Here is a 12,886-nt window from a genome sequence, read left to right as displayed (position 1 = left end):
ATATGGTTTTCCTTTACTGTTTGTCTCTAATTCTATCAAACCAGATATTTAGGCTTATCCAGGCAACTATATCAGACAAGAGTAAAATATTGTTATCCATAACATATATCAGTATGATATTAAGACTGCTAAAAAACAGTGCTATAGCTAAAATGTAAATCATTGCCTTACGAGAACTGAAACCCATATCCAAAAATTTATGATGTATATGGTTTCTATCTGCGTTAAATAAGCTTTTATGATTCCGGGCACGTACCAATATGACCCGGATTACATCAAACATCGGTACGATCAATGTAGAGAAAGCAACAACTATAGCACCTTCTGAGTATGGTGCTCTTTCGGGATTATTATTGGCATAGGCAATGGCCAAGAAAGCCAGTATGTAACCTAATGTCAGGCTACCGGTATCTCCCATAAATATCTTTTTGCAACGATTTACTTTGCCAAATACATTATAATAGAAGAAGGGGAGTAATACCCCCAATGTCGAAAAAGCGAGCATAGCATAAATCCATTGATCGTAATAGATGTACAGGCTTCCGAGAGTTAAAAGCGATATGCTGCTTAACCCGGACGCCAACCCATCGATGCCATCTATCAGATTGATTGCATTGACAATGAATACTGTTAGTAAAATGGTAAAGGGGATTCCCAGCCAGGGGGTGAGTTCATCAATTCCGAAAAGACCATACAGATTATTGATCCATAGACCGGACAGAGGGATAAGAGAGGCTGCAATAATCTGTATAACGAATTTGCTTCGGTAACGCAATCCGACTAAGTCGTCTTTTATTCCTGATAAATACAATAACGTTAAACCACAGATTAGAAAATAAAATTCGGGAATTATAAAATGAAGCCTGTTTGCAGGGATTTCATAGCCGATTAGATACCTTAATCCGGTGGTGAAAGCTAATGAAAAGAGGATGGTGGGGACAAAAGATATGCCACCCAGGCGAGGTATTATTCCACTATGGACTTTTCGTTCATCGGGGATGTCGAATAGCCTTTTTCGGAAAGCTACTACGAGAATCCTCGGAATAATAAGCGCTGAGAGAATTATTGATATAAGTAAGGATAAAATTATAAGTAGGTAAGCCATTACATTAATACTAGTTATTGACATGACAAAGTTCGTCAGTCACATATGTGAGCTAACGAAAAATGACTAGAAAAAACGATCGTTTTTTCTAGTCATCATTCTGTGCTTTTTAACATTGTGTTAATAAATATTTAGTGCTTTGAAAATCAAAATTTAAAAAATATATATGTCTTGTGGATATAAAAATTATTCATACCTTTGCGCAGACTAAAATAAACGATCGATTATTTTAGTCATTCGTTTTTATTGTAATATATTGATAGCTATTTGTTTATATAGTATTTACCGATTTGTTTTATGACTGATTTTGTTTGAATCTTTTGTCTTGTGTAATGATATAAAAAATACAATAACTATGTAAAAGTAAAGAATGCAGGAATGGGCTTTCATAAGGTTTTATACCTGATAAGTAGCTGGGAAACAGGACGTGTTGAAAAATTGAGGTAAATTAAAACCAATAAGGGAAAATAGTTGTTTCGTTTGGCTGTGCGGACAGATATATTATGCTTATATTTATCCCCTGTTTGTGAAATCTATTTACTTAATAAGGCTAAGATATGTCACGGGAGAAAATATTGATAAGAACATCATGGATAAGCACGATTGGTAACGCTGTACTTTCCGTATCGAAAATTATTGTAGGTTTATTGGCTGGCAGTTTAGCCGTATTGGGGGACGGCATCGACTCGGCGACAGATGTAATTATTTCTGTTGTGATGATTTTTACGGCGCGTATTATGAGTCGGCCACCATCTAAAAAGTATGTGTTCGGTTATGAGAAAGCGGAGAGTATTGCGACGAAGATTCTGTCGCTCGTGATATTTTATGCCGGTGTGCAGATGCTGTTGTCGTCTGTTGAAAGTATTTTTTCGGACGAGGCAAAAGAGATACCGTCTGCTATTGCTATATATGTTACTGTTTTTTCTATTGCCGGCAAACTTCTGCTGGCGTTATATCAGTATAAGCAAGGAAAGAAAATCAATAGTTCCATGCTGACGGCAAATGCTATCAATATGCGTAATGATGTTGTTATTTCATCCGGGGTTTTATTGGGGTTGATATTTACTTTTATATTTAAACTGCCGATACTCGATTCAATTACTGGGTTGATAATAAGTCTCTTCATTATTAAATCATCTGTCAGCATCTTTATGGATTCGAATGTCGAACTGATGGATGGCGTGAAAGATGTCAATGTATATAATAAGATATTTGAAGCTGTAGAGAAGGTGCCTGGTGCAGGTAATCCACACCGGGTTAGGTCGAGGATGATAGGAAACCTGTATAATATTACCCTCGACATAGAAGTGGATCCACAGATGACACTTATGCAAGCCCATGAAATTGCCGATGCCGTAGAGAAAAGTATTGAAAACTCGATAGATAATGTATATGATATTCTAGTACATGTGGAACCTGCCGGAAAATGTCAGACGGATGAGAAGTTTGGTATCGACAAGGGGATGGTAGAATAATGATTTGATTATTATTAACACTAAATGTTTTGCCATATTTAAACGAACGTTTAAGTTTGCTTAAACAAACGTTTAAACAGATATGGTGAAAAAGAATTCAAAATCAGATGCAAGTGAACGGATATTGCATACTGCCCGTAAATTGTTTATAAAAAATGGTTATACAGGGACCAGCATCCGTGATATAGCAAAAGCTTCCGGGACCAATATTGCCTATGTGAATTATTATTTTGAATCGAAGTACAATCTTTTCGAAATAATATTTGATGAAGCATTCGATATTCTCATCAACCGCGTTTTTGCAACGCTTAATTCAGATATGCCATTTTTTGAGATGGTAGAATCATGGATAAGTACGTATTATGAAATATTGCCCGAATATCCTCAGATACCTATTTTTATCTTGAATGAGGTGAATCAAAATCCTGATGCACTCATAAAAAGGGTACTGAAACGTAATCCACAGGCAATATTTACACGCTTATCCCAAAGAGTTGAAGAAGAGGTGAAGAAAGGAACGATTAAGGATATTCCTGTTATCGATTTGGGGTTGAATGTATTGTCCCTCTGTGTCTTTCCTTTTATGTTCAGGGGATTGGCTGTCAAGGTTGCGAAAAAGTCAGTCACAGAATATAACAATGTGCTGGCGGAACACAAGAAATATGTAATTGAATTGATCTTAAATGGGTTGAAACCGTAACTTTAATCCATGACCTAAATATCAGGGTAAACCACTAATTTCTATACCCTCGCTTTATTAGTTGTTTAGATTTTATTTTAACCATTTGTTATGAAACCAGATAACGTATGTAGGATAGGGATCGATGTCGGTTCCACTACGCTGAAAGTTATTGTATTGAATTGCCTGAATGAAATAATTTACAAAGTTTACAGACGTCATAAGGCTGATTTTAATACCTTGTTTGTTGAAGAACTGAATAATATTATATCTCGGTTTCCGGATTCCCGCTTTACGATCGCGATTACAGGATCGGCTGGAATGGGAATATCGGAACGTACAGGAATACCGTTTGTCCAGGAAGTTGTTGCCTCTATTGAGGTGATAAAGAAAGAGTTTCCTGAAACGCACACGATGATAGACTTGGGTGGGGAAGATGCCAAGATGGTATTTTTTGAAGACGGGAAACAGCCGGACATACGGATGAACGGAAGCTGTGCCGGTGGAACGGGTGCTTTCATCGACCAGATGGCCGACCTGATGAATATATCTGTTTCGGAGCTTGGAAGTCAGGCGCTGAGATACGAAAAGCTATATCCGGTGGCATCACGTTGCGGGGTATTTGCGAAGACGGATGTGCAGAATCTTATTTCACGTAATATACCTATACCTGATATCTCCATGTCGATTTTGCGGACAGTTGCCATACAAAGCATAACTACCCTTGCCCGGGGATGCGACATCCAGCCGAAGATACTTTGCATAGGCGGTCCGTTAACGTTTATTCCGGCACTCAGAGATTCCTTTATCGAGTTACTGAATCTGATTCCTTCAGACTTGATCATTCCGGCAAACAGTGAATATTTCCCGGCTTGGGGAACGGCACTTTATAACCGGGAAGGGGAGGTTACAGAAGATTTGCCTTTGCTTATACATAAGTTGGAAATCAAAGAGAGTAAACGGAAGGACGTATTGCCCGCTTTATTCCGGAGCGAAGAGGAGTATCGATTATGGAAAAGTAACCGGAAAATAAAGCCGTTAAAACGTGCTGAATTGGGTTCAAAGAAAAATATCGAATGTTTTCTGGGGATTGATTCCGGCTCGACAACCACCAAGATTCTGATTATGGACGCGGATGGCGATATCGTTTATACATTCTATGGTACGAACCAGGGTAATTCTTTGAAGAAAGTAATTGAAGGATTGAGCCGCTTTTATGAGGAGGCCCGGGAGAAGGGGGTGACTTTCCGTTTCCTTTCGTCGGCTGCAACGGGGTATGGAGAGGACCTGATTAAGTCTGCTTTGAACCTGGATTATGGTATTGTGGAAACGATGGCCCATTTATCGGGCGCACAATATGTGGACCCGGAAGTCTCTTTTGTGCTGGATATCGGCGGACAGGATATGAAATCCATATTCATACGAAACGGCGTTATTTCGAATATCGAGTTGAACGAAGCCTGTTCGTCCGGTTGCGGTTCTTTCCTGCAAAATTTTGCGGCAACGATGAATATGGGACTTCCTGAATTTACAAGGGCGGCTTGCCTTGCCAGGTATCCCAGTGATCTGGGCTCCCGTTGTACGGTGTTCATGAATTCGAAGGTTAAACAGTCGTTGCGTGAAAATGCAGCATTGGGAGATATTGCGGCCGGGTTGGCTTATTCGGTTATTAAGAACTGTTTGTTTAAAGTGCTGAAGATTGCTAATCTGAATCTTCTGGGAGAACATATTGTTGTGCAGGGTGGTACGTTTCGTAACGATGCCGTTTACCGTGCGCTTGAATTGTTGTCGGGCAAGTCTGTCAGTTCCACTGATTATCCGGAACTGATGGGAGCGTTAGGGGCTACGTTGTATGCTCAAAAGATGTGGCAGGCAGATGAAAAAACGACTTTGTTTTCCGGAAAAGAGGTATTGCCGGATGTAGCTGCCGTGGATACGAAAGAACTTCAGTGTAAGGGATGTACGAACAAATGTTCGATCCTACGTTTCAGATTTGACAACGGGAACATCTGCTATGCAGGAAATAAATGTGAGAAAGTGTTCTATAGCAAGAATACACCGGCGGAAAAAGGTTATAATGCGTTTGATATAAAGAACGAAATCCTGTTTGACCGCGGCAATAGTGAGAAAAAATCGGCATGCCGGATGAGAATCGGTATTCCGCGGGTTTTGAATATGTTTGAGAACTATCCTTTTTGGCATACTTTATTTACAGCGTGCAATATAGAGGTGGTTCTTTCTCCCGAATCCACTACGGCACTCTATCAAAAAGGAGTAGGAAGTGTCATGTCCGATAATATTTGCTTCCCAGCCAAATTGGTACACGGGCATATGCTGGCGTTGGCGGAACAGAAGGTCGACCGTATTTTTTATCCGATGGTTATTAAGGAGGAAAAGGAATTCGATTCATCTGTCAACTCATTCAACTGTCCGGTCGTAAGTGGTTATCCGGACGTTATCCGGAGCTCTATGGAACCGGAGGATAAATTCGGCATTCCGTTTGATAAGCCTGTCATTACATTTTGTAATAACAAAGCATTGGAGAAAGCCTGTCTGGCATACCTTTCTTCGTTGGGAGTATCTGAGCCTGTCTTCAGGCAAGCCTATCATAAGGCGTTGAAGGAACGTGAAGAAGCAAAAGAGCTTTTGCGGGATAAGCAGAAAAGTCTGTTCGAACAGGCCGTGGCTGAGAATAAGCTGGTCTTTGTGGTAGTGGGCAGACCTTATCATGCCGACCCTCTGATCCATCAGAAAGTGGGGCAAATCCTTTCGGACATGGGTGTCTATGTCTTTACCGACGATATTTTCCGTCATAAGGAGAGCAAGGGATTCGGTAAATTGAATATCGTATCCCAGTGGTCATATCCCAACCGGGTTGTGCAGGCTGCAATGGAAGTGGCGAAGCTCCCCCAGAATGTGCAATTGGTGCAACTCAACTCTTTCGGGTGCGGCCCTGATTCATTCTTTATGGATGAAACCGGGGAGATTATGAAACAGGCCGGTAAGAATCATACGATATTACGTATCGACGAGATAGCCAGTCCGGGAGCAGTCCGGTTGCGTATGCGTTCGCTTATCGAATCATTGAAAGTGATCATACAGGAACCTGTTGCAGGTATGAAGACATTTCAGGGGTATGAGGCCTCTTACAGGAAGGAAGACAGGAAAAAGACAATCCTTGCTCCCTGGTTTGCCGATTTTATTTCGCCTTTTATACCGGCTCTCGGAGAGTTGGCGGGATATAAAATTGTCAATCTGCCTAAAACAAACAATGTTTCAGCCGAAGCAGGATTGATTTACGGGCATAATGAAGTCTGTTATCCGTCCACATTGATTCTGGGGGATATTATCACTGCGTTGCAATCGGGTAACTATGACCTGGATAATATCGTTGTCGCTATTACACAGACCGGAGGGCAATGCAGGGCGACAAATTATCTGGCACAGATCAAATCAGGATTGCAAAGTGCAGGATTTTCCCATATACCGGTCCTGGTCTTTGCTGCCGGAGAGGTTTTCCAGAATGAGCAGAAGGCGTTCAGGCTGCCTGTCCTTAAATTAATGGATATACTTGTTTATATGCTTCTCTATGCAGATGCGTTACAGCAAATGTATAGTTCTACCATTATCCGGGAAAAGAAGAAAGGAGAGACGCAGCATCTGTTTGATTTTTATATCGACAGGGGAGTGGAGGCAGTCAGGATGAACGATCATAAGACGCTGCTTTCTTTATTGGAACAGGCTGTGGCCGACTTTAACGGTATTTCGATCGATGACCGCGAGTTTACAAAGATCGGACTGATCGGGGAGATTTATGTGAAATATAATAATTACGGACAGGCTTATATCACAGAATGGCTCCGTTCAAGGGGTATGGAAGTGGTAACACCTCCGATCATTGACTTTGTCATGCAATATTTCGTAAATTCCGAAGCTAATATAAAGAATGGTTTGAGTAAGGATAATCTTTTTACACATTGCTTGAATCCTATCTTCTGGAAATATATAAACGATAAGATGAACAGGGTGGAGAAGATCGTAAAAAGTTACCGTTTCCATGTGTCGTCGAAGTCTATATTTGTGAAAGCGAAATATGCATCGGAAATACTCGATCTATCCAACCAGTTCGGTGAAGGCTGGCTGATTGCCGGAGAGGTAGCCGGTTATGCACGGCAGGGGATAAAAAGGATCGTTTGTATTCAGCCGTTCGGTTGCATTGCCAATCATATTGTGGCAAAGGGCATTGAAAAGCGGCTAAAGAAATTCTATCCGGAGATGAATCTGTTGTACCTGGACGTTGACGGAGGAATGGCGGAAGTGAATCTGCAAAACAGGCTTCATTTCCTGATTGATACTTAATAGTGTAGCAGGATTAATCTATATATTTAAATATGAAAAAGGAAATCTTATATCAAAAAATAGCAAGGACTATTGCCTGGCAGATAAAAAACGGAGTATGGAAAGTAGGGGAGAAACTGCCTTCCTTACGTACTATCAGCAATGAGAATGGGGTAAGTTTAAATACTGCCATCCAGGCATACTATGAATTGGAAAAGGATGGATTTATTGCCTCACGTCCGAAATCGGGATATGTAGTGAATTATAAACCACAGCGTTTATCAGCTCCGGCGACTACACAGCCTTCGATTAAATTTCCGGGAAAAGAAGACGAAGGTTTGATCGATGAAGTATATCATTCCATAGAAGATACGTCGATCACCCGTTTTTCGTTGGGAATACCGGAAGATGTGCTGCTACCTATTGCCCGGAAAGGGGATACGATAGCTGTCGAGAGTCCTGTTTATTTCGGGATATTGCAATTGGCGAACAGCCTGGGACTTCGTGTGCTGGAATTACCGACAAATCCTGTTACAGGTATCGATCCTGATGCTTTGCGAAAGGTATTGCCACAAATAAATCTATGCCTGCTTATCAGTAATTTCAGTAACCCTTTGGGAAGCTGTATGCTCGATGAACATAAAAAGGCGATTGTGAATATGTTGGCTGAGCGTGATATTCCTTTGATTGAATGGTGATGTGTTCTTTGGTAATTCACGTCCCAGGCCATGTAAGGCATTCGATGAAAGAGGGCTTGTGTTATGGTGTGGCTCCGTGTCGAAGACATTAGCTCCCGGTTACCGGGTAGGCTGGATTGCCCCCGGTAAATTTAAGGATGCTATTATTCGCCAAAAACATATTCATTTAATATCCACCCCAACCCTGAATCAGGAGGTTGTCGCCAGATTCATGGAAAATGACAGATACGAAAATCATTTACGTAAACTACGCCATGAGTTACATGCCAACAGTCTTCATTTTGCACAGTCTATCATAGATTATTTTCCCGAGGATACAAAAATTATAACTCCACAGGGAGGGTTTATGCTTTGGGTTGAATTGGATAAAAGGATCGATACGACAACACTCTATTATAAGGCTATGCAGCAAAAAATAAGTATTGCTCCCGGACGCATGTTCACTTTGCAGGATCAGTATAAAAACTGTATGCGTTTGAGTTACGGTCAGCGATGGAGTCCTTTTATCGAAGAACGCTTGATGCTGCTAGGGAATATTATCAGGAAATCATTCTGATTGGCTGATATATTCCTTTATAACCTCTCCAAGAATTTTAAGTCCTTTTTCTATTCTATCTTCCGGCATGTTGGAATAGTTTATTCTGAATGTATTTTCCTTGTTTTCCGTAGGGAAGAAGGAACCGCCCGGAACGAAAGCTATTTTCTTCTCAAGTGACTTCTCTAAGATTTCGCGTGCTGAGATTTCTTCGGGAAGCTCTATCCAGGTAAATAATCCGCCTTCAGGATGAGTGAATTTTATGGTTTCAGGAAAGTAACGCCTGATACATTCAATGGCGATATCCCTGCGTTTTTTGTATACTTCAACTATTTTTCCGATATGCTTGTCAATATCATAATGTTTCAGATATTCGGCAATAGTCATTTGGGCAATGGTGTTACATTGTAAATCCGTGCCTTGTTTAACCAGTACATATTTACGGATAATGTCTTTATCTCCTGCAATCCAACCGATTCGGAAACCGGGACAGAATATTTTAGAGAAGCTGCCCGTACACAAAATATTCCCGGCTGTATCAAACGATTTTATAGAGGGTAGCGATTCTCCTTCAAATCTTAATTCTCCATACGGATTATCTTCGATAACAGCGACGTTGTACCGGGATGATAGTTCAGCCAGTTTCTTACGTCTTTCCAAACTCCATGTTTTTCCTGTCGGATTCTGGAAAGTCGGTATTACATAAATCAATTTTATATGAGAGTTTCTGCTTAAAACATCTTCCAGAACGTTCATGACCATCCCCTCCTCATCTGTAGGTATTTCAATAAAACGACAACCGTATGCTTTGAATGCACTGATAGCTGCTAGATAAGTAGGACTCTCGCACAGGACTATATCGCCCTCGTCCAGAAAGACTTTTCCTGACAAGTCCAGTCCTTGTTGTGAACCATGAGTTATCAGAATATTATCTTTATCGAAGGTAGTGCCCAGGCGTTCGTTCATCCGTTGTGCAATCCATTCCCTTAAAGGGGGATAACCTTCTGTTGTAGTATATTGAAGTGCTTTAGTCCCCATTTCTTTTAAGACGATCTGATTTATCTGATTAATTTCATCTATCGGAAAGAGTTCGGGGGCAGGCAATCCGCCGGCAAATGAAATTACGTCTTCCTGTTCTGTCACTTTCAATATCTCCCTTATTTCCGAGGCTTTTATATGAGACATTCTTTTTGCAAAATTCAACTTCATGATCATTAATATATTTGAGATTAGTAATGCCGCAAAGTAACTTCAAAAAAGAAGACGGAAACAGATATAAATTTCGATATATGAGGGGATACAGATTCAAATTAATATATATTTATTTGAATCTGTATTATCTTGGAACTAGAAATACAATTTATAGCTCACATTAGGAATGATCCCTGTGCCTTCTTCCTTTTTTATCTTGTTCGTTTTCTCGTTGTATTGATAGAAGTGCATTCCGGTACGTATTCCGACATTGAGCATTTTCAATGAGAATTCGTGGGATAGCTTTCGTTTGTTTATTCTGTAATTTACAGAGATATCACCGTTCAACACAGGAGTAAATTGTTTGCTGAAGGCTTTAGACTCATCAAAAATGATATCATGTTCTTCATTTGTCCGTTGTTCGTCGACAGGGGTATAGCGGTCGAATGTGCTACTTGCTCCGCCACGACGGCAAACAGCTACCGAAGCTGCCGGTTTATATTTGAGCAGGTCGGAACAGGAATAGAATACCCTGTCAAGGATAGCACAGAGCGAACCGTTAGGGCCTGCATAATATACAGGGGAACCTACTATCAATCCGTCAATATCCTGCAAGTTTTCACGTATCTCTTCATACAATTTGTCTTTGAATACATTTTACCACCCTGTTTAAATGGTTGACATGTACAGAGAGGCGGTTAGCATAATCGGTAGCCGTTTTCAATACCAGGTTCCTTTGAGGTATTTCGACCGGGAACTGACGGTCGAGTAGGGTAAGGAAAAGTTCGACGATGCGTTGCGCCGCATTTTTATGGGGAACGTATCGGCTTGTTTGTTGCATTTTCATTGTTTCATGAATCAGTAGATGCAGGTAACAACGCATAATATCGAGTTTCTGCGAATAACCGCTGTCCAATTCGATCTGCATTTTCTTGAATATATCCTGAATACTTTTAAGACATTCACAAGACCAACCTTGTAGAAGTCCCTGTAGCTGAATGATGTTTTGCCGAATCTGAATACTTTTGTAAAAATCCGAAATACTTTCTATCATATCCTTCGTGCTAAATGGGTGTCATGTAAAGATGATAAATTCACCGATACAAATGTAATAGATAACAGGAAGCGGGAAGTAATACAAATTACTGATATACTTACCAATATTACCGAAAGCACCCTGCCCGTGCCGACTGGTAATTAGTAATGTACATGCAGCCGGCTCATAAATAGGATGCTATCCGTAATTTTGGTATAAATATCTGTAATCCGTCTACAATCCGGTCGTTCCGGTTCCCTTATTTTTGCAGTATCGAAAGAAGATAATTGACAGAACACCATTAAATAAGGAAGCGTATGAAAAAGAATTCAGTAATTATCCTGATTTGCATGGCACTCTTTGCAGTGAATGTGTGCAACAGTAAAAACAATAACGGAAATAATCAAACAGTAGAAACAATGGAAGATAAAACTCAGGTAAAAGAACCGGTATTGGGACTGGGCAATCCTATTACCGCTAACTTCAGCGGCGATGCTTGGCTGAAGATGCTTTCCACACAACCGGAATATGATTGTAACATTTATAATGTAACTTTCGCTCCCGGCATCCGCAACAACTGGCATTCCCACGCAGTAGGACAAATCCTGCTTTGTACTGAAGGAGTCGGCTATTACCAGGAAAGAGGCAAACCGGCCCAACGTCTGCAACCGGGTGATGTGGTAAATATTCCGGCCAATACCGTCCACTGGCATGGTGCTGCACCCGACAGCCGTTTTACGCATATCGGTATCACTCCGAAGGTAAGCGAAAACAGTGCGGAATGGCTTGGCGAAGTGACTGATGAGGAATATACGGAAGCTGTAAAATAGTCGAAGTTTGACTGATATAACAAAAATCTATTAACTTTGTACTGAAACATTTAAAAGGAAAGACTATGGCTGAAATAGAAAAAATGGATCATATCTGCCAGTATAATGACCGGATAGGGCAGGAAACGTTGCACCCGCTGGTTAGCGTGATCGACTTCTCGAAAGTAGCGGGTATAAAACGTGCCCGGATGAGTTACGGCTTTTATGCAGTCTTCCTGAAAGAGGTAAAATGCGGCGACTTGCAGTACGGACGTAATTATTATGATTACCAGGAAGGCACGATGGTTTTTACCGGGCCAGGCCAGGTGGTCGGTGTGTCGAATGACGGAGAGGTGATAAAGCCGAAAGGATGGGCGTTGTTGTTTCATCCGGATTTGATTCGGGGGACGACACTCGGACGCAATATAAAGAATTATAATTTCTTCTCCTATGAAGTATATGAGGCTCTCCACTTGTCGGAACAGGAGCGGCAAATCGTAATCGATTGCCTGAAGAATATAGAACTGGAACTTTCTCGGGGGATCGATAAACATAGCCGGATGCTGATTGTTTCTAATATCGAACTGTTGCTCAACTACTGCTTGCGTTTCTATGACCGCCAGTTCATTACCCGCGAGAACGTAAATAAAGATACATTGTCGAAGTTTGAGAAGATATTGAACGACTATTTCCTGTCGGATAAGCCACAAGAGATTGGGTTGCCGTCCGTGCAGTATTGTGCAGACCAGTTACATCTTTCCGCAAATTACCTGGGCGACCTGATTAAAAAGGAAACAGGCAAATCGGCTCAGGAACATATACAGTTGATGTTGATTGACATGGCGAAGGAAAAGGTGCTCGACACCAGCCGTTCTATCAGCGAAATAGCTTATGAACTGGGATTTAAGTATCCGCAGCATTTTACCCGTCTTTTCAAGAAGTGCGTAGGAACTTCTCCGAACGAGTACCGGGCGCAGAACTAAAGTATGAGAAATAATAGATGGCATGCAGATTGAATAA

Annotated in this window: 8 protein-coding genes and 2 pseudogenes; 6 read left to right on the top strand and 4 right to left on the bottom strand. The window is 41.0% G+C overall.

Annotation, left to right across the window (positions count from 1 at the left end):
• Positions 1-13 precede the first annotated feature (13 nt).
• On the bottom strand, positions 14-1,105 hold the full coding sequence (locus NBH14_RS20525; RefSeq protein WP_186960974.1) for an MraY family glycosyltransferase: 1,092 nt from the start codon (positions 1,103-1,105) through the stop codon (positions 14-16).
• A gap of 557 nt (positions 1,106-1,662) precedes the next feature.
• Here NBH14_RS20525 and NBH14_RS20520 point away from each other — a divergent pair.
• From NBH14_RS20520 to NBH14_RS28865, 4 genes and pseudogenes are all read left to right on the top strand, one after another.
• Positions 1,663-2,580 carry a cation diffusion facilitator family transporter gene (locus NBH14_RS20520; RefSeq protein ID WP_128134233.1) on the top strand — a complete coding sequence of 306 codons (918 nt, stop codon included), beginning with the start codon at positions 1,663-1,665 and terminating at the stop codon, positions 2,578-2,580.
• A gap of 82 nt (positions 2,581-2,662) precedes the next feature.
• Positions 2,663-3,280: a TetR/AcrR family transcriptional regulator gene (locus tag NBH14_RS20515; RefSeq protein ID WP_186960975.1), complete on the top strand. Its 618-nt coding sequence runs from the start codon at positions 2,663-2,665 to the stop codon at positions 3,278-3,280.
• Between the two features lie 90 nt (positions 3,281-3,370).
• Positions 3,371-7,618: an acyl-CoA dehydratase activase-related protein gene (locus NBH14_RS20510; protein WP_186960976.1), complete on the top strand. Its 4,248-nt coding sequence runs from the start codon at positions 3,371-3,373 to the stop codon at positions 7,616-7,618.
• 32 nt (positions 7,619-7,650) lie between these two features.
• Positions 7,651-8,851 (top strand): annotated as a pseudogene (locus NBH14_RS28865) (aminotransferase-like domain-containing protein).
• Here NBH14_RS28865 and NBH14_RS20495 read toward each other — a convergent pair.
• From NBH14_RS20495 to NBH14_RS20485, 3 genes and pseudogenes are all read right to left on the bottom strand, one after another.
• Positions 8,843-10,039: an aminotransferase-like domain-containing protein gene (locus NBH14_RS20495; protein WP_186960977.1), complete on the bottom strand. Its 1,197-nt coding sequence runs from the start codon at positions 10,037-10,039 to the stop codon at positions 8,843-8,845. The pseudogene NBH14_RS28865 and the gene NBH14_RS20495 sit on opposite strands and share 9 nt — an antisense overlap.
• Positions 10,040-10,459: 420 nt before the next feature.
• Positions 10,460-10,675: pseudogene (locus NBH14_RS20490) on the bottom strand (flavodoxin family protein); the annotation flags it as partial.
• A complete protein-coding gene (locus NBH14_RS20485) occupies positions 10,653-11,075 on the bottom strand; it encodes a hypothetical protein (RefSeq protein ID WP_186960979.1) in 423 nt (140 codons plus the stop codon). The gene NBH14_RS20485 and the pseudogene NBH14_RS20490, both read right to left, overlap by 23 nt.
• Positions 11,076-11,374: 299 nt before the next feature.
• Between NBH14_RS20485 and NBH14_RS20480 the strand changes: the two genes are divergently transcribed.
• Both NBH14_RS20480 and NBH14_RS20475 read left to right on the top strand, forming a co-directional pair.
• Positions 11,375-11,887: a cupin domain-containing protein gene (locus NBH14_RS20480; RefSeq protein ID WP_186960980.1), complete on the top strand. Its 513-nt coding sequence runs from the start codon at positions 11,375-11,377 to the stop codon at positions 11,885-11,887.
• Positions 11,888-11,952: 65 nt separating this feature from the next.
• Positions 11,953-12,849 carry a helix-turn-helix domain-containing protein gene (locus tag NBH14_RS20475; RefSeq protein ID WP_128134235.1) on the top strand — a complete coding sequence of 299 codons (897 nt, stop codon included), beginning with the start codon at positions 11,953-11,955 and terminating at the stop codon, positions 12,847-12,849.
• Positions 12,850-12,886: the final 37 nt, after the last annotated feature.

This window comes from Parabacteroides caecihominis, from assembly GCF_023656785.1.
Taxonomy (GTDB): Bacteria; Bacteroidota; Bacteroidia; order Bacteroidales; family Tannerellaceae; genus Parabacteroides; species Parabacteroides segnis.
This window is presented reverse-complemented; position numbering and strand designations above follow the sequence as displayed.

What these genes read in the sequence shown, in the direction of transcription:
- NBH14_RS20525 (WP_186960974.1), bottom strand. Translation starts at nt 1,105, where the DNA reads ATGGCTTACCTACTTATAATTTTATCCTTACTTATATCAATAATTCTC.
- NBH14_RS20520 (WP_128134233.1), top strand. Translation starts at nt 1,663, where the DNA reads ATGTCACGGGAGAAAATATTGATAAGAACATCATGGATAAGCACGATT.
- NBH14_RS20515 (WP_186960975.1), top strand. Translation starts at nt 2,663, where the DNA reads ATGGTGAAAAAGAATTCAAAATCAGATGCAAGTGAACGGATATTGCAT.
- NBH14_RS20510 (WP_186960976.1), top strand. Translation starts at nt 3,371, where the DNA reads ATGAAACCAGATAACGTATGTAGGATAGGGATCGATGTCGGTTCCACT.
- NBH14_RS20495 (WP_186960977.1), bottom strand. Translation starts at nt 10,039, where the DNA reads ATGAAGTTGAATTTTGCAAAAAGAATGTCTCATATAAAAGCCTCGGAA.
- NBH14_RS20485 (WP_186960979.1), bottom strand. Translation starts at nt 11,075, where the DNA reads ATGATAGAAAGTATTTCGGATTTTTACAAAAGTATTCAGATTCGGCAA.
- NBH14_RS20480 (WP_186960980.1), top strand. Translation starts at nt 11,375, where the DNA reads ATGAAAAAGAATTCAGTAATTATCCTGATTTGCATGGCACTCTTTGCA.
- NBH14_RS20475 (WP_128134235.1), top strand. Translation starts at nt 11,953, where the DNA reads ATGGCTGAAATAGAAAAAATGGATCATATCTGCCAGTATAATGACCGG.